This window comes from Caballeronia sp. LjRoot34 (assembly GCF_964253815.1).
GTDB lineage: Bacteria > Pseudomonadota > Gammaproteobacteria > Burkholderiales > Burkholderiaceae > Caballeronia.
This window is the reverse complement of the sequence record NZ_CAXUSB020000002.1, coordinates 128831-153838: the sequence shown is the minus strand read 5'-3', so window position 1 is coordinate 153838 and position 25008 is coordinate 128831. Positions and strand designations below refer to the sequence as shown.

Here is a 25008-nt window from a genome sequence, read left to right as displayed (position 1 = left end):
TTAGATCCCGCCGGCGGTGCCGGCCTTTACAAGGAGTGTTACATGGCGATCGTGACGACCGACTCAGGGCTCAAGTATGAAGATTTGACGGAAGGCGAAGGCGCTGAAGCTGTTGCCGGCAAGTCGGTGAGCGTACATTACACGGGCTGGCTCACGGACGGCCAGAAGTTCGATTCCAGCCACGACCGTAATGATCCGTTCGCATTTGTACTCGGCGGCGGCATGGTCATCAAGGGATGGGATGAAGGTGTGCAGGGGATGAAGGTAGGCGGGAAGCGCAAGTTGACCATTCCGCCGCAACTCGGTTATGGCGTGCGCGGCGCCGGTGGGGTGATTCCGCCGAATGCGACGCTGGTATTTGAAGTGGAATTGCTCGAGGTTTAAAGATTCAAGGCGGGGATTCCGTTCGCACTCGATTGGGCGGGGGCGGGCGGGGTTCTGGGGCGGGGTTGACGTGTGTGCCGGGGTGCCAGGTTCTGGGGTTAGTGGTCGGGGTCAGTGCCGGGTTGCTGCTTTCGGCCTTAGTGGTCTGCGTGAGTCGGATTTTCTCTTTATCACTATTAGCCACTGTGCGTGGCGGCACGTCATTTCTTTGTCCAAAGCGACAAAGAAACGAAGCAAAGAAAACGCTTTCAACCACGCTACCCTAAGTGTCCACAGCGTGCAGTTTTCATTCATGGGTGCCCCAAAAGCACGGTGCTCGCCAGAACCACCGATGTTTGAACCCCTCCTTCTCGCGAATCCTGACACGAACACGCTTCGCCCCGTACGCTCTCGGGCAAGCACCTTTGCCAAGGAACCGGTACGGCCTCACACGTCTTTACTGTCATGTCTTGGTGGGTTGCCCGCGTGGTCAGCGCGGCTCGGTGGGCTATACGGCCGACCCATATTTAAAGCTTCTTTTTTGCAGATTATTTGCGTGGCCTGCGCCTTATCTTCGCCGGTCATAGCCCCACGCATTTTGCGGCTTCGTTTCCAGGAGGGTTGGCTACGTGGTTCGAGATGCGCACAAATTCGGCGGGCGGTCGTCCGCGGATAGCGCGGGGTGTCCCTTGGGCAGGTTCAATCACTGGTGGCGAAGCGTGTGGGTATCCGTGTTCGGAGAAGGAGGGTTTCACACATCCGTGGCTCTGGCGAGCACCGTGCTTTTGGGGCACCCATGAATAGAAACTGCACGCTGTGGACACTTAGGGTAGCGTGGTTTAAAAGCGCTTTCTTTGCTTCGTTTCTTTGTCGCTTTGGACAAAGAAATGACGTGCCGCCACGCACAGTGGCTAATAGTGATAAAGAGAATATCCGACTCTCGCAGACCACTAAGGCCAAAAGCACCAACCCGGCATAGACCCCGACCACTAGCCCAGAACCGACCACCCCACCCCGGCCGCTAACCCAGAACCGTCCAATCGAGTGCGAACGAAAATTACTGGCTATTTAACCCGCGCGCCAAATCCCCTCGAATATCCCCAGCATTTTCCAGCCCCACCGCCAGCCGGATCAACCCTTCGCGAATCCCCGCTGCTTCCCGCACCTCCGGCGTCAACCGCCCATGCGTGGTCGTCGACGGATGGGTAATGGTCGTGCGCGTATCCCCAAGATTGCCGGTGATCGAACAGATCTTGACCGCGTCAATCACGCGCCACGCATTCGCACGCTGCTCTTCACGCGTCTCGCCCTTCAGCTCGAACGACACGATCGCCCCACCCGCCTTCTGCTGCTTCTTCGCAATCGCGTATTGCGGATGCGATTCCAGCCCCGGATAAAACACGCGCTTGATGGCCGGATGCGTCTCGAGCCAGCGGGCGATTTCCAGCGCATTTGCCGACTGCTTCTCCACCCGCAACGACAGCGTCTCCATCCCCTTCAGCAACACCCACGCATTGAACGCGGACAACGTCGGCCCTGCACTGCGCACGAACGGAAACACTTTCTCCATGATGAACTGCTTGGAGCCGACCAGCGCGCCACCAAGCACGCGCCCCTGACCATCGAGGAACTTGGTCGCCGAATGCATCACGACATCCGCGCCAAGCTTCAGCGGCTGCTGCAGCGCCGGGCTACAGAAACAGTTATCGACGACAAACAACGCCCCCACTTCCTTCGAAATCTTCCCGATCGCCTCGATGTCCGCGATCTCGGTCAGCGGATTCGACGGCGTCTCAAGGAAAAACATCTTCGTCTCGGGACGCACGGCGGCTCGCCATTCATCAAGATTGGTGGCATCGACGAATGTGGTCGTGATCCCAAACTTCGTGAAAATCTGCGAGAACATCCCGATCGTCGATCCGAACAAACTCTTCGAACTGACCAGATGGTCGCCCTGCTGCATCGAGCACATCACCACCGACATGATCGCGGCCATGCCTGACGCCGTCGCCATGCACGCCTCGCCGCCTTCCAGTGCCGCCAGGCGGTTCTGGAACATCGCGACGGTCGGGTTCGTGAAGCGCGAGTACGTGTAAGCCTCTTCGGAGTTCTTGAAGCTCTCCGCGGCATGCGCGGCGCTCTCGAACACAAAGCTCGACGTCAGGAAAATCGCTTCTGAGTGCTCGTTGAAGTCACTGCGCAGCGTGCCTGCGCGAACGGCGAGCGTATCGAAGTTGAGGTTTTCGTCCATGTTCGTGTTTTCCATTCTTTCCATTCACTTCTATTCATGGTGACCCGGCCAGAAACCGGGACGCAAAAAAGCCCGCTTCTGCGTCAGCATGAGCGGGCTCGGTGCGGAAAAGCCTGTAGCGTCGCCGGTGCGTGGTTCAGATTCCCACCGGTTCGCTTTAGCTGTTTCGGGTTCCGACTCAGGCTAGACATCTGGCCCGTTCATCAAAACCCGCGTCCGCAAGCTGATCTCAAATCGACGCAAACCCAATCCTATCACGACTGTCACGCGTTTCCTTGCGTGGTCACTCCACCGACAACTGCAAGTGCAACTGCGAGCGCGATACATCACCTTCCATCGCTTCGCTCGCTGCATCACGATCCGACTGCGCTTGCGGCGCAAGACGTGCCTTCTCCAGCCGATCCAGATACGCCGAGTCAATATCGCCAGTGATGTAGTTGCCATCGAAGCATGAAGCATCGAATTCACGCAGCGCCGGATTGATGTCGCGAATCGCCTGCTTCAGATCGGCCACATCCTGATACACCAGATGATCCGCGCCGATCATGCGCGCCACTTCCTCGTCCGTTCGGCCATGCGCGACCAGTTCGCCGCGCGTAGGCATGTCAATGCCGTATACGTTCGGGAACTTCACCGGCGGCGCAGCGGACGCGAAGATCACCTTGGCGGCGCCTGCATCGCGCGCCATCTGCACGATTTCATGCGATGTCGTACCGCGCACGATGGAGTCATCGACGATCAGCACGTTCTTGCCTTTGAACTCGATCGCCATGGCGTTGAGTTTCTGGCGCACCGATTTCTTACGCACAGCCTGGCCCGGCATGATGAAGGTGCGGCCTACATAGCGATTCTTGAAGAACCCTTCGCGATACTCCACGCCCAGTTTCGCGGCCACTTGCATGGCGGCGGGACGCGATGAATCCGGAATCGGCATCACCACGTCGATAGGCACGTCCGGCAGCACGCGCTTGATCTTCTCGGCGAGGTAATCGCCCATGCGCAGGCGCGCGTTGTAGACCGGCACGCCGTCGAGGCACGAATCGGGACGTGCGAGATACACGAGTTCGAAGATGCAGGGGTTCAGGCTCGGGTTCTCGGCACATTGCTGGCTGTGCAGGTTGCCGTCGTTATCGATGAAAATGGCTTCGCCCGGCTCTACATCACGCACGAACTCGAAGCCGATACCTTCAACCGCCACCGATTCCGACGCCACCATCCACTCCACGCCCGTCGCGGTTTCCTGCTTGCCGAGCACCAGCGGACGGATACCGAACGGATCACGGAAAGCCACAAGGCCGTAACCCGCGATCAGCGAAACGATGGCGTACGAACCCTTCACCCGCCGATGCACACCGCTCACCGCCTTGAACAGCGCGGCCGGATCGAGTTCCAGGCCGGAGCTGGACAACTGCAATTCATGGGCGAAGACGTTGAGCAGGACTTCGGTGTCCGACGCGGTGTTGATGTGCCGGCGATCGATCCGGAACATCTCTTCCTTCAACTGCGGCCAGTTGGTCAGGTTGCCGTTATGGGCGAGGATGATGCCGAATGGCGCGTTCACGTAGAACGGCTGGGCTTCTTCCTCGCTCGCCGCATTTCCGGCTGTCGGATACCGCACCTGGCCAATGCCGACATTACCCGGCAGGCTGCGCATGTTGCGCGTGCGGAACACGTCGCGCACCATGCCATTGGCCTTATGCATGTGGAAGTTATTGCCGTCAGCCGTCGCAATGCCAGCCGCGTCTTGTCCGCGATGCTGCAGCAGCAGCAAGCTGTCATAAATCAACTGATTAACGGGAGTCTGGGAAACTACGCCTACGATGCCGCACATGGCATGGTCCTTCAAAGAGTCGAAACGGGTCCAAAAGGCGTATCGGTGCAACGAATGCAGACAGCCCCTGACGGGGGGACAAAGACTGCAGGGTATTGCGCCGAGCCGTCGCGGGATTCTCGGGTAGCGGGCCAGGACGTCATTGCGCAGGCGTGGCGGGCGGATCTTGCGAGCCGTCCGGCGTGGTGCGCAGGTACGCGGCGAGCGTATCGGGAAGCAGCGGTTTCAGTTCTCGCACGCCCTGTTCGGCCGCGGGCCGGAACAACGCGTTACGCCAGAAATCGTGTTGCGGCAGCTCGGTCAAGCCCGCGAGGGCGACCAGGATCACTACCAGAATGGCCCCTCTCACGAGGCCGAACAAAAGTCCAAGCGACCGGTCGATACCGCGCAGCCCGACCACTTCGGTCACGCGCGTCAGCAACGCGCCAGCCACGCTCGACACCACCAGCACACCCGCGACAATCAGCAAAAATGCAATCAGCCACTGCGTCAGCGCCCCGCCCGGCCAGTGCGCCGGAATGTACGGCACGACCGCCCCGACAAACCGCCCCGCGATCAACAGCGCCGCGATCCAGCCGATCAGGCCGAACACTTCGGCCAGCAGGCCGCGCCACATGCCGCGCAGCGCGGAGAGGCCGATCACGGCCATCACCGCGTAGTCGAAACTCGTAAACATCTACAGCTAGTTCGCCGACGCGTTATTGCTGCCACCGCTGCCGCTGCCCAGTCCGGCTTGCCGCACCTTGACCAGCGCCGCCGATGCAGCCGCCCGGTCGGCGAACGGTCCGGCACGCAACAGCGTGCGAGTGGTGCCGTCAGCCTGTTTCCGATGTTCGATATATGCGGGCACTCCCGCCGCCTTCAACTTGGTCACCCAGCCCTGGGCTGCGGTGTCATCGTCGAAAGTGCCGATCTGGACCACAAAACGGCTTCCCGCCGGGGAGGCCGGCGTGTTCGGTTTCGGGGTTGCTGCTGTGGCCGCAGGCGCTTCCGCGGGCGGCTTGGCAGCTATTGCTGCCGGCGGCGGCGCCACTGGCTTCGCTTCGGGCTGCGGCGCGGCGGCCTTGGCCTGCGCTTGCGTTTCTACCGGTTTAGAAGCTTGCTTCGAATCAGGTTTTGAGCCGGGCTTTGAAGCCACCGCCGCTGCATTGTCCGGAGCCGCTGCAGGACCGTCCGGCGCTACGCCGGCTTGCGTATCCGCTGACGAATCAACCGCCCCGGCATCCGTCGCGTCGTTATGACTCGTCTTGGGCAAAGGTGCAGCCGGGCGTGCAGGGATATCGATGGAGATGTCGTCGGTGACAGGCTTCGGATGTGAATCCAGCACCATTGGCAGGATGATCACCGCCGCCGCGACCAGCGCGAGCGCGCCGACCAGACGCCGCCGCGCACGCTGCTTTTCGGGCAGGGTGGGGTCGAGCATCATTGCGTCGGCTTCAGGACGGTCGCTGCGGCGCGTCCGGCGTTCGGTACGCACGGTCTGACGCGAGCCGCGCGGGGAGTCGGAGTATGCGTCGCGACCCGAGGGCGCGTCGTCTTTCTTGCCGAACGAGAAAAAGGACATGGTTGGCTTGTGCGAGAGGCTGGCCGGCCGTCCGTTCAATGACGCTGCGATTTACGGTAAGCCATTACACCGGCCACCGTATGGAAACTGCCGAAAACCAAAATTCTATCATTTTCGGACGCTCGCTTTAACGCATCTTGAAAAGCGTCGGCCGGACTGTTGAATTGTGTAACGCTGCTGTCGCCACTGTCGTTGACGCCGGCATCGCGTAAAACGCCTTCCAGCATGGCAGCGGAGGCGCCGCGCGGGGTCGGCAGGGCCGTCACGTTCCAGTGATCGATCTCACCCTTCAAATGCTCGACGACCCCGGCGATGTCCTTGTCGCCCATCGCGCCGAAGATTGCGTAGGTGTAGGGAAAAAAGCCCATGTTGCCGAGATTCTGAGCTAAAACGGCGGCGGCGTGGGGATTGTGAGCGACATCGAGGATCACTTGCGGCTTGCCCGGCACGACCTGGAAACGTCCCGGCAACTCGACGTTCGCGAGTCCCAGCCGGATATCCTGCGCAGACACGGGAATGCGCTCGCGCAGCGATTCGAGCGCGGCCAGCGCCGCCGATGTATTGATCAGTTGATTCGCACCGCGCAAAGCCGGGTAAGCAAGCGCTGAGCGCCGCTGCGTCCGGCCGATATAACTCCACTGCTGGCGCTCGTTGCCGCCTTGCGCTTCGTAGCGGAAATCGCGGCCGACCAGCCACAGATCCGCACCGATAGCCTTCGCGTGGTCGATCAACGACTGCGGCGGCGAGGGATCGCCGCAAATGGCGGGCGTATTCGGGCGGAAAATCCCGGCTTTCTCGAAGCCGATTTTCTCGCGTGTGTCGCCGAGATATTCCGTATGGTCGATATCGATGCTGGTGATGATCGCGCAATCGGTATCGATGATATTGACGGCGTCCAGGCGCCCGCCCAACCCTACTTCGAGAATCACAGCGTCCAGTTCACGCGATGCGAACAGCCGCATGATCGCGAGCGTGGTGAATTCGAAATAGGTCAGCGAAACCGGTTCGGCCAGGCTCATGCGCGCCTGTTCGACCGCTTCGAAATGCTCGAGCAGCTCGTCGTTTGTGGCGTCGACGCCATTGATCCGGGCGCGCTCATTGAAGTCGAGCAGGTGCGGCGATGTATGGCAGCCCACGCGATACCCCGCGCGCACCAGGATGGTTTCGATAATTGCGCAGGTCGAACCCTTGCCGTTCGTTCCGCCGACCGTGATCACGGGGCATTTGAACGTTAGTCCTAGTGCGTTGCGTACTTGGCTGATGCGTGTCAGACCCATGTCGATGCCGACCGGATGTGCCGATTCCAGGTGGATTAGCCACTCGTCGAGGGTGGGGAAGGTGAACGATGAAGTCGCCATGGATGATCGTGAGTAGGGGTTGGTGCTCGGTCGTGCTGGGTTGGTGCTCGGTGGTGCTTTTGGCGTTGGTGGGCGGGGTCGATGCTGGGGGGCCTGGTTCCGGGGTTAGTGGTCGGGGTTTATGCCGGGTTGGTCGGTTCTGGGTTAGTGGTCGGGGTTGATGCTGGGTTGGTGCTTTCGGCCGTGGTGGTCTGCGAGAGTCGGATTTTCTCTTTATCACTATTAGCCACTGTGCGTGGCGGCACGTCATTTCTTTGTCCAAAGCGACAAAGAAACGAAGCAAAGAAAACGCTTTCAACCACGCTACCCTAAGTGTCCACAGCGTGCAGTTTTCATTCATAGGTGCCCCAAAAGCACGGTGCTCGCCAGAGCGAAGGATGTGTGAAACCCTCCTTCTCCGAACACCGATACCCACACGCTTCGCCACCAGTGATTGAACCTGCCCAAGGGGCACCCCGCGCTATCCGCGGACGACCAACCACCAAATGTGTACGCGCCTCGAACCACGTCGCCAACCCTGCTGGAAACGAGGCCGCAAAATGCGTGAGGCCATGACCGGCGAAAATAAGGCGCAGGCCACGCAAATAATTTGCAAAAAAAGAAGCTTTAAATATGCGTCGGCCGTATAGCCCACCGAGCCGCGCTGACCACGCGGGCAACCCATCAAGACATGACAGTAAAGACGTGTGAGGCCGTACCGGTTCCTTGGCAAAGGTACTTGCCCGAGAGTGTACGGGGCGAAGCGTGTTCGTGTCAGGATTCGCGAGAAGGAGGGGTTCACACATCCTTCGCTCTGGCGAGCACCGTGCTTTTGGGGCACCTATGAATCAAAACTGCACGCTGTGGACACTTAGGGTAGCGTGGTTTAAAAGCGCTTTCTTTGCTTCGTTTCTTTGTCGCTTTGGACAAAGTTAGTATGACTTCCGTGAGCAGTAAGGGCTGGCCCCCGTGACAGAGCTAAAACACGCGGGTTAGCATAGCGCCAGAGCCGTAACAGTGAGGGCGAACCCGTCACTCATAGGTTTTGTTTCCAACACGGAGGCCAGCATGCAAAACGATATCACGTTATTTGTCGGACTGGATGTTCACAAAGACTCGATTACAGTTGCCTACGCGCTGGGCAGCGGCGAAGTCGAAGTGCTCGGCAAGATCGGCACGCGCTCTCGCGATATTGATCAGTTATGCAAAAAGCTTCAATCCAAGGCTCGCCACGTAAAAATCGTTTATGAAGCCGGTCCTCTGGGCTATGACCTGCAGCGCCGCCTCGCTGCCAAAGGCTTCGAGTGCATGGTGTGCGCCCCCTCGCTGATCCCGCGCAAAGCCGGCGATCGCGTGAAGACCGACCGCCGCGACGCGCTCAAGCTCGTGCGCTCACTGCGCGCGGGCGACCTCAGCGCAGTGCATGTGCCCACCGTCGAAGACGAAGCGTTTCGCGATCTTGCGCGTGTCTGGGCCAGTACGCGCGATGCCCTCAAACGCGCCCGCCAAGCGTTAAAATCGTTCCTGCTCGCCCACGCCGTGCGATACGCGGGCACGGCGAACTGGGGGCCGGCGCATCGACGCTGGATCAGCAAGTTCTCGTTCGGCAACGCATGGCAGGACCTCGCCTTCACCGAGTTGCGCCGCGCGATCGAAGACCGGTTTACGCAGTGCGAGCGGCTTGAGTCGGCCTTGCGCGAAGCGGTGCCGCAGTGGCGCTTTTATCCCGCCGTGCTCGCCCTGCAAACCATGCGCGGCATCAAGTTCACCACCGCCGTTGGCTTGCTCTCGGAGATCGTCGATGTGACGCGCTTTGCCCATCCTCGGCAGTTGATGGCGTGGCTGGGCATAACGCCTTCAGAATACTCGTCGGGGGGCAGCCGGCGCCAGGGCAGCATCACCAAGACGGGCAATTCGCTTGCGCGAAAGTTGCTGATCGAGGCCGCCTGGAGTTATCGGCATACGGCCCGCGTGAGTCCCGAAATTCAGCAGCGTCATGAGGGCGTGCCCAAGGTGATTATCGATCGCGCCTGGGACGCGCAGTTGCGTCTGTGTGGGCGCTTTAGAAGAATGGTGGCGAAGGGCAAACTCAAAAACGTGGCGGTCGTCGCGATCGCTCGCGAACTCGCCGGGTTTATCTGGGACATCGCCCGTCTGGGCATGGAGCAGGCGATCAACAAGTCCAGAGCGGCTGTCTAAACCAGCAAAAAACAGTTTTGCAATCATCGAAAAGGCAGTTTCCTGAAGGCGGCGTAGCCCGGCATCAGAGTTACCCGCGGCATTTCTTTGCAACGGCTTATCAACGGTTCACGCCGACTTGCGCACAAAGTTAGCGGCAGGCTCACGAGACGGATCACTGTAATGCGGTAACCAACCCGCGAATATCAGATTGATTCACCGTCGAGTGTTACTGCTACGCCGCCCTCAGGAAATTGTAGGAAGAGAAAAGATGACCACAGCTAAAAACACCTGTTGACACGGAAAGTCATATCAGAAATGACGTGCCGCCACGCACAGTGGCTAATAGTGATAAAGAGAAAATCCGACTCTCGCAGACCACCACGGCCGAAAGCACCAACCCAGCATCAACCCCGACCACTAACCCCAAAACCTAGCACCCCAACGACCAACCCCAAAAGCACCCGAAAAACCCAAACCCCGAGTGCGAACGAAAACCCTCAGGCTACTGCGTCAGCAGGCTGCAGCGTCAGCAGTGCAATCAGGCGCGCGATTTCTTCGCGCATCTTCCGGCGATCCACAATCATGTCAATCGCGCCCTTCTGGATCAGGAATTCCGAACGCTGAAAACCTTCCGGCAGCTTCTCGCGCACGGTCTGCTCGATCACGCGCGGGCCCGCAAAGCCGATCAGCGCCTTCGGTTCAGCAATCACCACATCGCCCAAAAACGCAAAACTGGCGGACACGCCACCCATGGTCGGATCGGTGAGAACGGAGATGAATGGCAGCTTGGCTTCGGCCAGCTTCGTGAGCATGGCCGTGGTTTTCGCCATCTGCATCAGCGACAGCAAGCTTTCCTGCATCCGCGCGCCGCCCGACGCCGTAAAACAGATGAACGGCGTGCGCTGCTCCAGCGCGTTGCGCGCGCCGCGGGCAAAACGTTCGCCGACCACCGAGCCCATCGAGCCGCCCATGAACGAGAACTCGAAGCACGCAGTCACGACCGGAATGGTGTGGATCGCGCCGCCCATGACGACCATGGCGTCGGTTTCGTCCGTATCTTCCATCGCCTCTTTCAGGCGGTCCGGGTACTTCCGGCTATCCTTGAACTTCAGTGCATCAACCGGCAGGATTTCCTGGCCGATTTCGTAACGGCCTTCCGGATCGAGCAAACCGTCGAGCCGTTCGCGCGCGCCAATCCGCATGTGATGGCTGCACTTCGGGCAGACATGCAGATTCGCCTCGACGTCATTGCGGTACAGCACCGCCTCACACGACGGACACTTGATCCACAGCCCTTCCGGAATGCCCTTGCGGCTTTTCGGATCGGTTTGCTTGATCTTCGGCGGTAACAGTTTGTCGAGCCAGCTCATCGTATGTCCTTCCTGTTTCACGTGTTTTGCGGCCCATTTGGAGCGGGTTTGAACCCTTTTGGGCCGCAATAACGGGTTATTTTGCAGAATCGAGCGCAGAGCGAATTTCGGCGATAAAACTCGTCAGCATCTCCGCCGCCTTCTCCGGCGGCGCTTCTTCGAGCAATTGCACGAGACGGCTGCCAATCACCACGGCATCCGATACATCGGCCACCAGCCTCGCCGACGCAGCGTCGCGGATGCCAAAACCCACCCCCACCGGCAACGCGACATGCGCCTTGATGGCCGGGATTTTACTCGCGATGCTGGCCACGTCCAGATTTGCCGAACCGGTCACGCCTTTCAGCGACACGTAATAGACATATCCGCTCGCCACTTTGCCGACTGCGGCAATACGGTCATCGGTCGATGTGGGCGCGAGCAGGAAGATCGGATCGATACCCGCAGCGCGCATCGATGCACTGAATTCCACCGACTCTTCCGGCGGGTAATCGACGACCAGAACGCCATCCACGCCCGCTTCCTTCGCCGCTTTGGCGAAGGCTTCCGTGCCCATCCGCTCGATCGGATTCGCGTAGCCCATCAGGACCACCGGCGTCGCGGTGTTGATCTCGCGGAAGCGCTTCACGTCGGCGAGAACGTGTTTCAGCGAGACGCCCTTGGCCAACGCGCGCTCGGACGAGCGCTGGATCACGGGACCATCGGCCATCGGATCGGAAAAAGGCACGCCCAGTTCGATGACGTCCGCGCCGCCCTTGGCGAGCGCGTGCATGAATTCAACAGTTTGCTCGGGGTTCGGATCGCCGGCCGTGATGAACGGGATCAGACCTTTCTTGCCCTGCTCGGCCAACGCCGCAAATGTGCTTTTGATACGGGACATGAGTTAATCTCTTTGCGCGAAATTTGCGCCTTTTAGTGTTTTTTAGCAGTGACTTAGCAGTGATTTAGCAGCAGCTTAAGCGGCGCTCGCTTGGTCGACGGCGGTGTCCGTGGTCTCGGATTTCGGTTCAACCCGGACTCCGACGGAACCCGTCTCCGCGACGCGCTTTTCAGCAATCGCGTGATAGTCGGCGTTGATCTCGTAGCCGACGAACTCGCGCCCGTGTCGCGCGCAGGCAACCGCGGTCGTGCCGCTACCCATGAACGGATCGAGCACGCGCCCGCCACGCGGACAACTCGCCAGCACCATGCGCTCAATGATCTCAAGCGGCTTTTGCGTCGGATGGTCGACGCGCTCAGCGTGTTGCCTATGCAACCGCGACACCGACCAGACGTCCTTCGGGTTGTAACCCAGCTCCAGCCACTTGCTGCCTTCGAACAATTTGCGCGAACGCGCCTTCTTCGTCACTGCGTCGTAGGGGATGCGGATGGGATCGAGATCGAAGAAGTAATCCTTCGATACCGCGAAATAGCCGATGTTGTCGTGCACTGACGTATATCTGCGCACCGTCCCGCCCATGCTCGGCACGCGCCGGTCCCACACGATCTCGTTGACCATCGTGAGGCGGCGCTTGAGGAACACAAAGATCTCCGGCGCATATTGCCACGTGCAAAAAATATAAAGCGAACCGCTTGGCTTGAGCTTCGGGATCGCCAGTTCAAGCCAGCCGTAGGTCCAGTCGAGGAAGGCATCGCCGGAACGCATGTCCGAGTCATTGCCGTAATCCTTGCCCAGGCCGTACGGCGGATCGGCCACGATCAGGTCGATCGAGCCGTCCGGGAGGTTCGCTGCATCGGTCAGGAAATCGCGATGATGCAGGTGGATACCGCGGTCAGTGGTGCCGCCGTGGACGTCGCTACCGGCAGCACCGGCGGCGCCGTGCGCACTTGCATGATCGACTTCATCGCGCATCGGTTGCGGGCTCAGAACGTGATGCCGGTGCGCTCGGCGACCGTATGCATGTCCTTGTCGCCACGGCCCGACAGATTGACCAGCAGAAGCTTGTCTTTGGGCAATGTGGGCGCGAGCTTCGCGGCGTAAGCGAGCGCGTGGCTCGATTCCAGCGCCGGAATAATCCCTTCGATCCGGCAGCAATCGTGGAAACCCTTCAGCGCTTCTTCGTCGGTAATACCCACGTACTCGGCACGGCCTGCGTCCTTCAACCACGCGTGCTCCGGTCCGACGCCGGGATAATCCAGCCCGGCTGAAACCGAATGTGTCTCGATGATCTGGCCGTTTTCGTCCTGAAGCAGATACGTGCGGTTGCCGTGAAGAACACCCGGACTTCCGCCAATCAGCGACGCCGCGTGACGCCCGGTGCTGATGCCATCGCCGGCCGCTTCAACGCCGATCAGCTTCACCTCTTTATCGTCGATATACGGATAAAAGATGCCCATCGCATTCGATCCGCCGCCAACGCACGCGATCACCGCATCCGGCTGACGGCCGGTCATTTCGGGCATCTGGACCTTGCATTCATCGCCGATCACCCGCTGGAAGTCGCGCACCATCATGGGGTAGGGATGCGGCCCCGCCACCGTACCGATGATGTAGAACGTGTTCTCCACGTTCGTGACCCAGTCGCGCATGGCTTCATTGAGCGCGTCTTTCAGCGTCTTGGAGCCGGATTCGACCGGCACAACGGTCGCGCCGAGCAACTTCATGCGGTACACGTTCGCCGCCTGGCGCCGCACGTCTTCCGAGCCCATGTAGACCACGCATTCCATGCCGAAACGCGCGGCGATGGTCGCCGTGGCGACGCCATGCTGTCCCGCACCGGTTTCCGCGATCACGCGCGGCTTGCCCATCTTGCGCGCGAGCAGCGCCTGGCCAATCACGTTATTAACTTTGTGCGCGCCGGTGTGATTCAGGTCTTCGCGCTTGAGGAAGATTTGCGCGCCGCCGAGCATGTTGCTCCAGCGTTTGGCGTGATAAATCGGCGACGGACGGCCAACGTAGTGCTTCAGCTCGTATTCGTATTCCGCGATAAACGCCGGATCCTTGCTGCATTCCGCGTAGGCATCGCGAAGTTCATCAAGTGCGTGAATCAGCGTTTCGGATACGAATGTGCCGCCATATGGGCCGAAATGGCCCCGATCGTCTGGTAAGTTGTACATGTGTCACTCTCTCGGTACGTGGCAGCGTTGCGCTTACCCACGTCGTTTCCCATCTTGATCATCCAGCGTCTGCTTCGCGCACCGCGCGTACAAACGCCGCCATTCGGGCGTGATCTTTCACGCCCTTCGCCCCCGCTAGTTCGATGCCGCTGGAGACATCGACTGCGTAAGGGCGCACGCGCCGGATGGCGTCAAGGACGTTTTGCGCGTTCAACCCACCACTCAAAACGGCCCGATGCCCGAGATCTGTTGGGATAAGTGACCAATCGAATACCTTTCCACCGCCACCGTAGCCGTCGACGAAGGTGTCGAGGAGCAAACCGCTGGCTGCTGAATAATTAAGAGATGATTCTACCAAATCGCGTGCAGTGGCATCAGGCCCTACCCGCACAGCGCGCCACCACGGCAAGCCGGCTACTTCAGCGAGCGCTGCGCATTGGGCCGGGGTTTCATCGCCGTGGAATTGCAGCAGTGACAACCTCACATTCGATGTCACCTCGCGAATCCATTCCGGCGTGGCGTTGACGAACAAACCAACCGCCGAAACGAGCGGCGGCACGTGCTCCGCTAGCTCAACCGCCTGCCCCACGCTCACCGAACGCGGGCTGGGCGGATAGAACACAAAACCCACGGCATCGGCGCCGAGTGCGACGGCGGTATCGACATCTTCCGTCTTCGACAAACCGCACAGCTTGATTCTCGTCCGACGCAAATCGCTGCTCATTCCGTTACTCATGCTTTTGTCTCGTTCTTGTTGTCCTGCCAGACCGCGCTCCACGGATAGCTTCCCAGGCGTGGCGCAGGCACCGCGAAGTTCTCAGGATAGCCGACCTCGGCCAAATACAGGCCGTCGGGCATGAACGTGGGCGCGGCGCGTTTGCGGTCGCGCGCTTCCAGCAGTTCCGCCATCCATGACGCGGGATGCTTGCCGCGCCCGATCGCGACGAAACATCCCATCAGGTTGCGCACCATATGGTGCAAGAACGCGTTCGCCCGAAAGCGAAAGTGGATGAAATCGCCCTGTTCCACGATATCAATCTGATGCAGGTATTTCACCGGCGTCTTCGCCTGGCATTCGGACGAGCGGAACGCGGTGAAATCGTGCTTGCCGATCAGGCTGGCGGCGGCTTCGCGCATCGCGGCGGCATCGAGCGGCGCGTAGCACCAGCCGGCGCGGCCGGTGATCATCGGCGAGCGGACGGGGTGGACGTAGAGCGCATAGTAATACGTGCGTTCATAGGCGCCGAAACGGGCGTGGAAGTCATCGGGCATCGGACGCGCCCACTGCACCGCGACGCTCTGCGGCAAGAACGCGTTCGTGCCGCGCACCCAGGCGAAGTCGGTGCGCTCGAGTTCGGTATCGAAATGCACGACCTGGCCGAGCGCGTGAACGCCGGTATCCGTGCGCCCCGCGACGACCGTCTGCACGCGCGTCTGTGTGAACTTCCCCAGCGCGCGTTCGAGAACGTCCTGAACGGTCTCGACGTCCGATTGGGTCTGCCAGCCGCTGAACGCCGAACCATCGTACTGGATGCCTAATGCAATGCGTTTCACAGGCATCTCAGGACAGCGGCGCCAGCGTCGATAACAGCGTGACGGCCGGTTGGCGCGTAGCCGGATCGTTCGATTCGATCACTTCCTGCAGCAACGTGCGCGCGCCGGATAAATCGCCAAGCTCAATGTATTCGACGGCCAGTTCGAGCTTGTTGCGGGCTATCGTCGAGATTTGTTCGGGCGTGAAGGCCGGTAGCGGCTCGCTCTGGCTCGCGGGCGTGTTGTAATCGAAGTCGAGGCTCAGGGGGCCGAAACGCGATGCGCCAAGGCCCGCCACCGATGCCGCGCCAGCCGTGCCGGATTCGATTTGCTCGCTCGCGGATGGCGGAGTCGTGGCTGATTCAGGGTGGCTATGCTGCGCGTTCTGACGATCGAAGACGGCCGGGTCGGCGATAGGCTGGGGTGTGGCGGGCGCCAAGGGGGCTTCGTTTTGCGCCCTGGGTTCGACGAAGGCAGCGGGCACCGGCGGCTGGACGTCCGAGGGTGCGGGCGCCTCCTGACGTGGCGGCAAACCGAAATCGAGCGCGCTGAGGGCTTCGATAGCCTCTTGCGGAAATTTGGGCTGCGGGAAGCGGGAAGCCGGCGACGGTTCGTCGTCGTAGGCGGACGCGTCTTCCGCATCGTTTCGCTCGTTCGTTGCAGATTGGGGTGCGATCGCCGACTGGGCCGATGCCACGTGTTCTCCGCTTTCGTGAGCGGTGGATGCGCGCGTCGCGGCTTCTTGAGCGGCGGTTTCGCGGGCTTGTGTTTCACGGGCTTGCGCTTCGAGAGCGGCAGCTTCGCGGGCTGCGGCTTCGCGAGCTTCCGTTTCACGCGCTGCTGCTTCACGAGCCGCAACTTCATGGGCTTCCGTTTCACGCATCGCAGCTTCGTGGGCTGCAGCTTCTCGCGCTGCCAACTCACGCGCTGTCGCCTCTTGCGCCTCAAGCTCACGCGCCGCAGCTTCCTGCGCCACGGCCTCGCGCGTCGCCTGTTCTAACGCAGCCGCCTCGCGAAGCTCATGTTCCCGAGCCTCCATTTCTGCGCGCAATGTCTCGGCGCGATCCGCCGCTGCCCGTTCCGCCGCCAATGCCGCCTCGATCGCACCCGGGCGCGGCGGCGTGAAATCGCGATGCAGCGCTGAGGGCGCGTCGGGCATGAACGGCGCGCGTTTGGTCTCCGTGTCGCGGGTCGGTGCAGCATCCTGCGCACGGCTCTCGCCCGGCGTTACTTGCGCGCCGTCGGCATCGTCGGCTATTGCATTGCTCTCGGCCGGAGGAAACGGCTTGTCTTCGGTTGGGGTATCGAAGGACTGCGCGGCATCGTAGTTTTCCATGCTTGCAGCCACCACGTTCAGCTCACCTTGAGCGCGCTGAACCGATGCACCGTCGAGATCGGCAGCGCCCGTGGAAGCTTGCGCGTGGCTCGTCGATCCATCGTGAGGGGGCACAGCGGTTATCTCAGGCGCCTTGGATACCACCGGCGGCGCTTGCGGCGCGCGCTCGGCGGCAGTCAACGCAGCGGCGGCGCTTGCAGCACGGCGTCGTTTACCGCTTCGCATAACGAGCAGCAACAAGCCGATCACCACGACAGCCCCGACAAGCCAACCAATCGGCCCGTTCGCCGACATAGCCGTAGAACCTGTCGCTGATGGCGCGCTCACCGGCGCGACAGTCGCCGCAGGTGTGCTCGATGCGCTCAACGCCGGAGCCGCTTCCGATGCAGGCGCCACTTCACTCGCACTCGCAGCCTCGCTGGCACTCGCCGCAGGTTGAGCTTCCGATGTCGGCAACGCCGCGTTCGCCTCACTCGATGCGCCGGGCGCAACCGCAGTGACCGCGCCGCTCGCCGCCATCGCGGCTCCGCTCACTGCACCGGCAGCATTCGATGTCCCCTCGACCGGCGCCGCAGCCCCTACGGACCCGCTAGCCTCGACTGCCGGCGACGATGCCGCCACAGGCGCAGAAGCCTCAGAAGCCTCAGACGCGGCGGCAGCCACTCCCGCATCCTCAACCGCCGGCACGTTCAATACCGATCCGAGTTTCAACCGGCTTGGGTCATGGCCCATGAACGCGTTGGGATTCGCATCGAAGAGCGCGCGCGACATCTTCTCGCGCGTGGCGCGGTCGTTCGAGCCGGTGATCTGGGAGGCGATATCGCTGAGCGATTGCCCCGGTTTCACGCTGTACTGCGTGACAGGTACCACAGGTGCCGACGCCGACACCGGCGCCGAAGCCTCCGAAACGGCCGACGCGCTGCTGGCCTGGGCGGTGGCATCGGAGGAAACGAACGTTCCGAGCAGCACACTCGCGACGCTTGCCGCGATCAGCGCCGCGCGCCGCGAGCGGCTGAGGAAGCGAAGCGGTGAATGAAGCGGCCGACTCGGACGAACGATCATTGATACTCCAGGCGAGTGGACAGCGAACAAGAAACCAACAAAACGGGGCAACATCCAAAAACTGGCCGCAGACCGGTTGCGCGATACCGGCAACCGAGCCGCACGAGCCAGCAACCATTCAGCCGCACAACGAAAAAGCGCCGCGCAAGCGCGACGCTTTGGTGAACTGCTGCGCGTCGTGGCGCGTAGTTTACTTTACTTGTCCAGCAGGATGCGCAGCATCCTGCGCAGCGGTTCCGCCGCGCCCCACAGCAACTGGTCACCGACCGTGAACGCCGACAGGTACTCGCCGCCCATGGCGAGCTTACGCAAGCGGCCGACCGGCACCGTCAGCGAGCCCGTGACCACCGCCGGCGACAAATCGCGCATCGACGCTTCGCGTTCGTTCGGAACAACCTTCACCCAGTCGTTCGCCGACGCCAAAATGCCGTGCAACTCGTCCAGCGGCACGTCCTTCCTGAGCTTGATGGTCAGCGCCTGCGAGTGGCAACGCATTGCGCCAATCCGAACGCATAGGCCGTCCACAGGAACCGAACCCGGCTCGCCCATGGCGGGCAACCCCAAAATCTTGTTGGTTTCCGCGCCGCCCTTCCACTCTTCCTTCGACATCCCGTTGCCGAGATCCTTGTCGATCCACGGAATCAGCGAACCCGCTAGCGGCACGCCGAAGTTATCGATAGGCATACGATCGCTGGACATGGCAGCCTGCACGCGCTTGTCGATATCCAGAATAGCCGACGACGGGTCCGCCAGATCTTCCTTGGCCGCGCCGTACAGCACGCCCATTTGCTGCAAGAGTTCGCGCATGTTCTGCGCGCCCGCGCCGGAAGCCGCCTGATACGTCATGGCAGTCGTCCATTCGACCAGGTTCTGATTAAACAAACCGCCGAGCGCCATCAGCATCAGGCTGACCGTGCAGTTCCCGCCGATGAAATTCCGGCCGCCCTTAACAAGCGAATCCTTGATGACGCTCAGGTTCACCGGGTCGAGAATGATGACCGCGTCGTCCTTCATGCGCAGCGACGAAGCCGCGTCGATCCAGTAACCCTTCCAGCCGGCCGCGCGCAGCTTCGGGAACACCTCGTTGGTGTAATCGCCGCCCTGGCACGTAATGATTACGTCGCACTTTTTCAGGTCGTCGATGCTTGTTGCATCCTTGAGTTTCGTCTCGTTTTTCGCGAACGACGGCGCATTGCCACCCGCATTGCTGGTGCTGAAAAACACCGGTTCGATCAGGTCGAAATCGCCTTCCTGCTGCATGCGTTGCATCAGGACGCTGCCGACCATGCCGCGCCAACCAACGAGACCTACGTTCATGACTAACCTTTTTTGTGGACATTTCCCCGCTTGGGCCAAACCCTCCGCCGACGTGACCGCGCGGGGAAGATGGGCGGGCACGACAGGCGATCAGCGGAACGTGATCGTTTTGAGGGAAATGGTTTTCGTAATGCGTTTGGACAGCGCAACCGTACCCGGCAGCGTGTTCAAAAGCGTAATGGCGAGACGAGTCGCGCGGGCGCCTGAGCTAAAGCCGCCGCATGAAATCGAGTCCGGAGAGATTGAAGAGATCTTCGCCATAACAAAAGAGTCTACACGATAACCCGCATATTCGTCCCTCCGCGCGAGCGTTCCACGCCTTTTGACGTGGTTCGTGCGCTAAAAGCGACGAATCGAGATGAAATATCGCGATCGGCGGCATCCGGCAAAAACGTCCGCCGCGAGACGCTTTTCCATCGGAATTTTTCGCCAAACCATCCGATGAAAAAGCGCGTTGCCAGTATTAAAGCTTAAAGCGCCGCGACAACCGCATCGCCCATTTCCTGCGTGCCGACCGTACGGCCGTCCGGCGTCGCGATGTCCCGGGTACGCAGACCCTGCGCGAGCACCTTCTTCACCGCCGTTTCGATCCGGTCAGCCTGCTCCGGCTTACCGAGCGAGTAGCGCAGCATCATGGCGGCCGAGAGGATGGTCGCCAGCGGATTCGCCACGCCCTTGCCCGCGATATCCGGCGCCGAACCATGCGACGGCTCGTACAAGCCCTTGTTGTTTTTATCGAGCGAGGCGGACGGCAGCATGCCGATGGAACCCGTCAGCATGGCGGCTTCGTCGGAGAGAATGTCGCCGAACATATTGCCGGTCACCACCACGTCGAACGCCTTCGGCGCCTTCACCAGTTGCATGGCCGCGTTGTCCACGTACATGTGCGACAACTCGACGTCCGCATATTCCTTCGATACATCGATCATCACGTCGCGCCAGAATTGCGACGTTTCAAGGACGTTGGCTTTATCGACACTCGTCAGCTTCTTCGCGCGCTTTTGCGCGGCCTGAAACGCCACATGTGCAATGCGACGTACTTCCGGCTCGGAATAACGCATGGTGTCGAAGCCTTCCTTCGCGCCTTCGAACAACCCATCCGGCGATGAACGCACGCCGCGCGGCTGGCCGAAATAGATATCGCCATTCAGTTCGCGGATGATCAGGATATCCAGCCCAGCCACGATCTCCGGCTTCAGCGACGAAGCCGCCGTCAATTGCGGATAACAAATGGCTGGACGGAAGTTCGCGAACAATTGCAGATGCTTGCGCAGACCCAGGATGGCCTGCTCCGGACGCAGCGCGCGTTCGAGCGAATCGTATTTCCAGTCGCCCACGGCGCCGAACAGGATTGCATCCGATGCTTTCGCCAGCGCGAGCGTCGCTTCCGGCAGCGGATGACCGCTCGCCTCGTAACCCGCGCCGCCGACCGGCGCTTCTTCGAGCTCGAACTTTTCGTCAAGCGCGTTCAGGACCTTGACGGCTTCCTTGATGATCTCCGGACCGATGCCATCGCCGGGCAGCACTGCGATCTTCATGGTGTTTCCTTTTCTTTGTTGATTCGTACGCGTTTATGCTCGCTCGTACTTAGCCGACGAGGCGGTTATTCAGCCACGGCTGCTTCACGAGACGCTCGTTTTCGAACTGACGGATCTTGTCGGCATGGCGCAGCGTGAGCGCGATGTCGTCGAAACCATTCAGCAGGCAGAACTTGCGGAAACCCGGCACTTCGAACGGGTATTCCGTGCCGTCGCCGGTCAGCACAACCTGCCGCTCCAGATCGACCGTCAGCTTGAACCCATTAAACGCGTAGGTTTCGTTGAACAGCTTGTCGACCTGGCTTTCGGTCAGGACGATTGGCAGCAGCCCGTTCTTGAAGCAATTGTTGTAGAAGATATCGGCGAAACTCGGCGCGATGATCGCGCGGAAACCGTACTGGTCGAGCGCCCACGGCGCGTGCTCACGCGAGCTGCCGCAGCCGAAATTCTTGCGCGTCAGCAGGATCGACGCACCCTTGTAGCGCGGCTGGTTCAGCACGAAATCCGGATTCAGCGGCCGGTTCGAGTTGTCCTGGCCCGGCTGGCCGACATCGAGATAACGCCATTCGTCGAAGGCGTTCGGGCCGAAACCCGTGCGCTTGATCGACTTCAGGAACTGCTTCGGAATGATCGCGTCCGTGTCGACGTTATCGCGATCCAGCGGCGCCACGAGCCCGCTATGTACTGTGAATTTTTCCATGATCCGTCACCGGTTTGGTCTGCTTGACCGTTCTTTAAAACCGCTTACTTGTCGGCCGCGTTGCTGATCGAGTTGCCGAGGTGATGCAGATCCTCGCCAAAGCCGTGGACCGTATTGCAGCCCGCAGCAGTGGCGACGACCGCGATCAACACCAGCAGAGTAAAGACGCGCTTCATGCCAGTTCGCGGATATCGACGAAATGGCCTTCAATAGCGGCTGCCGCCGCCATTGCCGGGCTCACCAGATGCGTACGGCCGCCTGCGCCCTGACGCCCTTCGAAGTTGCGATTCGATGTGGATGCGCAGCGCTCGCCCGGTTCCAGGCGGTCGGCGTTCATCGCGAGGCACATTGAGCAGCCGGGTTCGCGCCACTGGAAACCGGCGTCGAGGAATACCTTGTCGAGCCCTTCGCGTTCGGCCTGCGCCTTCACGAGGCCGGAACCCGGCACGACCATCGCCAGACGGATGTTCGGCGCCACGCGGCGGCCCAGCGTCTTCACCACATACGCCGCGGCACGCAAGTCCTCGATCCGCGCATTCGTGCACGAGCCGATGAAAATCTTGTCCGGCTTGATCGATTGCATCGGCGTGTTCGGTTCGAGCGCCATGTACTTCAGCGCGCGTTCGATTGCGTCGCGCTTGACCGGGTCCTTTTCGCGCTCGGGATCCGGCACGCGGCCGTCGATGGACGTCACCATTTCCGGCGACGTGCCCCACGTCACTTGCGGCACGATTTCAGCCGCATTCAACTCCACGACGCGGTCAAACTTCGCGCCCGGATCGGACGTGAAGGTGCGCCAATAGGTTGCCGCCTGCTCGAATTCCGCGCCGTGCGGCGAGTACGGACGATCTTTCAGGTAGTTGATCGTGGTTTCATCGACGGCGACCATGCCTGCCCGCGCGCCCGCTTCGATCGCCATGTTGCAGACCGTCATGCGGCCTTCCATGGACAACGCCCGGATGGTCGAACCGCCAAACTCGATGGCGTAACCATTGCCGCCCGCCGTACCGATCTTGCCGATGATCGCCAGCACGATGTCCTTCGCGGTACAGCCGCGCGGCAGTGGTCCTTCGACCTTGACGAGCAAGTTCTTGCTCTTCTTTTGCAGCAGCGTTTGCGTGGCGAGGACGTGCTCGACTTCCGACGTACCGATGCCGTGCGCCAGCGCGCCGAACGCGCCGTGCGTGGAGGTATGCGAGTCGCCGCAGACTATTGTCATTCCCGGCAGCGTAGCGCCCTGTTCCGGCCCGATGATATGCACAATGCCCTGTCGCAGGTCGTTCATCTTGAACTGCGTGATGCCGTAGGCGTCGCAGTTGTTGTCGAGCGTGTCGACTTGCAGCTTCGAGATCGGGTCCGCGATGCCGTGCGAACGATCGGTCGTGGGCACGTTGTGGTCGGACACTGCCAGGTTCGCGCTGATCCGCCACACTGGCCGCTCGGCCAGTTTCAGACCCTCGAACGCTTGTGGGCTGGTCACTTCGTGGAGCAAATGACGGTCGATGTAGAGGATGGACGTGCCGTCTTCCTCGGTGTGGATCACATGCGAATTCCACAACTTGTCGTACAGGGTCTGGGCCATGGTCTTTTCAGGTGTTGTGACTGCGGGGGTGTTTTTTGGTTTGATGATTATGCCACGCAGGACGGCGCATTGCGCTAGTGAACCAAGAAAAAACCGATATAAAACAGTGAGTTAGGGTGGTAGTAGGGCTACCTGTATGGGGAGTACCGGGATGGGCTGTTCAACCGGAATGCAGAAAAGGATCAGCCGTTTAGCAGCGCGGCCGGCCTGTTAATGAAGCAAATCAGGAGAAATCAGCTGGGTGGAATAAACGGCCTGACCGCGGCGCCTTGAATTCGATATTCGCAGCGTCTGGAGCAGCTAACCGCTCGACAATGCTCGCGTTGGAAGCATCGGTGCCCCATGGAAACTCTTCGATGGGCGGCGGGATATGGGCCGGATGGTCGCGGCCTGCGATGAAACCGGGTCCATCGCTCGCCATTCGTATTGGTTTATCTTCGTGTAGATCTGTCACATCCGGGGTTCTCAGTGACGTGGTGTAGAAACCTTGCCCAGGGAACAAACTTTCGGACATAAAAATGGGTGTAAGCGCTGACTGCACCTACACCCGTTGAATGTATCAACAACCCGTCAAACACCAGCCTACAAAGCCCGCCCCACGATCAACGGATCGACCGTCCCAATTGCGCGAACGTCCCGGTTCGCATACGGCAGCTTATGCAGGATATGGCGCATTGCGTTGAGCCGCGCCCGCTTCTTGCAGTCCGAGCGAACCACCGCCCATGGGGAATCCGCGGTATCCGTTTGCGCGAACATCGCTTCCTTGGCGTCCGTGTATTCGTTCCACTTATCCAGCGAGGCGAGATCCACCGGACTGAGTTTCCATTGCTTGAGCGGATGAATCTCGCGCTCCTTGAAGCGCCGGCGCTGTTCTTCCTGGCTCACCGAAAACCAGAACTTGACAACATGCATGCCGCTTCGAACGAGTTGCCGCTCGAACTCGGGAACCTGCTGCATGAAGTCGTTATATTCATGTTCCGAACAAAACCCCATGACCCGCTCAACGCCCGCCCGGTTGTACCAGGAGCGATCGAACAGCACGATTTCGCCCGATGTCGGCAAGTGTTGCACGTAACGCTGGAAATACCATTGGCCGCGCTCGGATTCGGTCGGCTTTTCGAGCGCGACGACGCGCGCACCGCGCGGATTCATGTGCTCCATAAAGCGCTTGATGGCGCCACCCTTGCCGGCAGCGTCTCGCCCTTCGAACAGGATCACCAGACGCTGGCCGGTTTCCCGTACCCACGCCTGCAATTTCAGCAATTCGACCTGCAGCGCATACTTCTGCTTCTCGTACGCATGGCGCGACATCAGGTTCCGATATGGATACCCGCCGCCACGCCAGTCACGTGACAGTTCGTCGTCGGGATGCCGCGAAGCGCGAGCATGCCAAAGCGCCGGATCACCCTCCAGCATGACGCTGCGAAGAGCGGTGGTTTCATCGGGGGAGAGGCCGCTCATCAATGTCTTGATGGTGTCCATCAGCGTGCCCGGGTCCTGCGCGGCACCCGTCGACAATACGTGCTGCAAAGTGCTTGTGATTTGCTCGTTGGCCGCCTGAACGGCGCGGCCGGTTTCATCGAGCTGTGCGGCGCGCGGAGTGCCGGTCTCCAGGACGTCGCCGCGAGCGACGCTTCGCACGGCAGAATGGCGAGCGTCGGATTTTTCGTGCTGTGATGTCAAAGTCTCTTCCTTATAACTAGGCGCCCCGCCTCTCAGGGTTAAACGAGGCGCTGCCTGCTTAAGCCGGCGTCGCGGCCTTCTTCAAGACGACATAGAGCTTGTCCTTCAAAAGCAGCTTTTCCTTCTTGAGCGTTTCGATAGTCCGACCGTCCGCGGGTAGCGGCCCACCCTCCATGTTCTTGATCTCATGATCCAGTTCGTTGTGACGCTGAAACAATCGAGCGAAGTGGGCGTCTTCCGTCTTGAGCGTGGAAATCAGATCGCGAAATTCTGGAAACATCGGTAGCTCCTCGTGCGGTTTGC

21 protein-coding genes are annotated in these 25008 nt (G+C 60.6%); 2 read left to right on the top strand and 19 right to left on the bottom strand.

Going from position 1 to position 25008, the window contains the following annotated elements; genetic code table 11:
* The first annotated feature begins 42 nt into the window (after positions 1–42).
* Positions 43–384, top strand: coding sequence for an FKBP-type peptidyl-prolyl cis-trans isomerase (locus ACSQ36_RS20130; protein ID WP_213766633.1), 342 nt, complete (start codon positions 43–45; stop codon positions 382–384).
* Positions 385–1420: 1036 nt separating this feature from the next.
* Here the strand turns inward: ACSQ36_RS20130 and ACSQ36_RS20125 are convergent.
* From ACSQ36_RS20125 to folC, 5 genes are all read right to left on the bottom strand, one after another.
* Complete coding sequence (locus tag ACSQ36_RS20125) at positions 1421–2614, bottom strand: O-succinylhomoserine sulfhydrylase (RefSeq protein WP_436183319.1); 1194 nt, start codon at positions 2612–2614, stop codon at positions 1421–1423.
* A 283-nt stretch (positions 2615–2897) separates the two neighbouring features.
* A complete protein-coding gene (gene purF / locus ACSQ36_RS20120) occupies positions 2898–4445 on the bottom strand; it encodes an amidophosphoribosyltransferase (protein ID WP_436183318.1) in 1548 nt (515 codons plus the stop codon).
* A gap of 139 nt (positions 4446–4584) precedes the next feature.
* Positions 4585–5121 (bottom strand): CvpA family protein, encoded by a 537-nt coding sequence (locus tag ACSQ36_RS20115; protein ID WP_213766635.1) that lies wholly within the window; start codon positions 5119–5121, stop codon positions 4585–4587.
* A gap of 6 nt (positions 5122–5127) precedes the next feature.
* The gene (locus ACSQ36_RS20110) at positions 5128–6009 is read right to left on the bottom strand and encodes an SPOR domain-containing protein (protein WP_436183317.1); all 882 of its coding nucleotides are present in this window, start codon (positions 6007–6009) and stop codon (positions 5128–5130) included.
* Positions 6010–6044: 35 nt separating this feature from the next.
* The gene (folC, locus tag ACSQ36_RS20105; RefSeq protein WP_436183316.1) at positions 6045–7367 is read right to left on the bottom strand and encodes a bifunctional tetrahydrofolate synthase/dihydrofolate synthase; all 1323 of its coding nucleotides are present in this window, start codon (positions 7365–7367) and stop codon (positions 6045–6047) included.
* Positions 7368–8414: 1047 nt separating this feature from the next.
* On the opposite strand from folC, the gene ACSQ36_RS20100 reads away from it, so the two are divergent.
* On the top strand, positions 8415–9545 hold the full coding sequence (locus ACSQ36_RS20100; protein ID WP_436181324.1) for an IS110 family transposase: 1131 nt from the start codon (positions 8415–8417) through the stop codon (positions 9543–9545).
* 479 nt (positions 9546–10024) lie between these two features.
* Here the strand turns inward: ACSQ36_RS20100 and accD are convergent, their stop codons facing one another.
* The 14 genes from accD to ACSQ36_RS20030 all read right to left on the bottom strand — a co-directional run bounded on the left by accD (position 10025) and on the right by ACSQ36_RS20030 (position 24985).
* Positions 10025–10897: an acetyl-CoA carboxylase, carboxyltransferase subunit beta gene (gene accD, locus ACSQ36_RS20095; RefSeq protein WP_062086303.1), complete on the bottom strand. Its 873-nt coding sequence runs from the start codon at positions 10895–10897 to the stop codon at positions 10025–10027.
* Positions 10898–10973: 76 nt separating this feature from the next.
* Positions 10974–11777 (bottom strand): tryptophan synthase subunit alpha, encoded by an 804-nt coding sequence (gene trpA / locus ACSQ36_RS20090; protein ID WP_436183315.1) that lies wholly within the window; start codon positions 11775–11777, stop codon positions 10974–10976.
* Between the two features lie 75 nt (positions 11778–11852).
* Positions 11853–12749: a DNA-methyltransferase gene (locus tag ACSQ36_RS20085; protein WP_436183314.1), complete on the bottom strand. Its 897-nt coding sequence runs from the start codon at positions 12747–12749 to the stop codon at positions 11853–11855.
* Positions 12750–12760: 11 nt separating this feature from the next.
* On the bottom strand, positions 12761–13954 hold the full coding sequence (gene trpB, locus ACSQ36_RS20080; RefSeq protein ID WP_436183313.1) for a tryptophan synthase subunit beta: 1194 nt from the start codon (positions 13952–13954) through the stop codon (positions 12761–12763).
* 58 nt (positions 13955–14012) lie between these two features.
* Complete coding sequence (locus ACSQ36_RS20075) at positions 14013–14690, bottom strand: phosphoribosylanthranilate isomerase (RefSeq protein WP_436183312.1); 678 nt, start codon at positions 14688–14690, stop codon at positions 14013–14015.
* On the bottom strand, positions 14687–15508 hold the full coding sequence (gene truA, locus ACSQ36_RS20070) for a tRNA pseudouridine(38-40) synthase TruA (protein ID WP_436183311.1): 822 nt from the start codon (positions 15506–15508) through the stop codon (positions 14687–14689). Before truA ends, ACSQ36_RS20075 begins: the two co-directional genes overlap by 4 nt.
* 7 nt (positions 15509–15515) lie before the next feature.
* Entirely contained in the window at positions 15516–17885 is a 2370-nt protein-coding gene (locus ACSQ36_RS20065) for a FimV/HubP family polar landmark protein (protein WP_436183310.1), read from the bottom strand.
* Positions 17886–18080: 195 nt separating this feature from the next.
* Positions 18081–19202: an aspartate-semialdehyde dehydrogenase gene (gene asd / locus ACSQ36_RS20060; RefSeq protein ID WP_213766643.1), complete on the bottom strand. Its 1122-nt coding sequence runs from the start codon at positions 19200–19202 to the stop codon at positions 18081–18083.
* A gap of 470 nt (positions 19203–19672) precedes the next feature.
* Entirely contained in the window at positions 19673–20740 is a 1068-nt protein-coding gene (leuB, locus tag ACSQ36_RS20055; RefSeq protein ID WP_436183309.1) for a 3-isopropylmalate dehydrogenase, read from the bottom strand.
* A 49-nt stretch (positions 20741–20789) separates the two neighbouring features.
* Complete coding sequence (leuD, locus tag ACSQ36_RS20050; protein ID WP_436183308.1) at positions 20790–21440, bottom strand: 3-isopropylmalate dehydratase small subunit; 651 nt, start codon at positions 21438–21440, stop codon at positions 20790–20792.
* Positions 21441–21484: 44 nt separating this feature from the next.
* Positions 21485–21616: an entericidin A/B family lipoprotein gene (locus ACSQ36_RS20045; protein WP_436183307.1), complete on the bottom strand. Its 132-nt coding sequence runs from the start codon at positions 21614–21616 to the stop codon at positions 21485–21487.
* Positions 21613–23022, bottom strand: coding sequence for a 3-isopropylmalate dehydratase large subunit (leuC, locus tag ACSQ36_RS20040; protein ID WP_213766647.1), 1410 nt, complete (start codon positions 23020–23022; stop codon positions 21613–21615). Before leuC ends, ACSQ36_RS20045 begins: the two co-directional genes overlap by 4 nt.
* 582 nt (positions 23023–23604) lie before the next feature.
* Complete coding sequence (gene ppk2, locus ACSQ36_RS20035; protein WP_436183306.1) at positions 23605–24705, bottom strand: polyphosphate kinase 2; 1101 nt, start codon at positions 24703–24705, stop codon at positions 23605–23607.
* 58 nt (positions 24706–24763) lie between these two features.
* On the bottom strand, positions 24764–24985 hold the full coding sequence (locus ACSQ36_RS20030; RefSeq protein WP_031362537.1) for a YdcH family protein: 222 nt from the start codon (positions 24983–24985) through the stop codon (positions 24764–24766).
* Between the last annotated feature and the right edge of the window lie 23 nt (positions 24986–25008).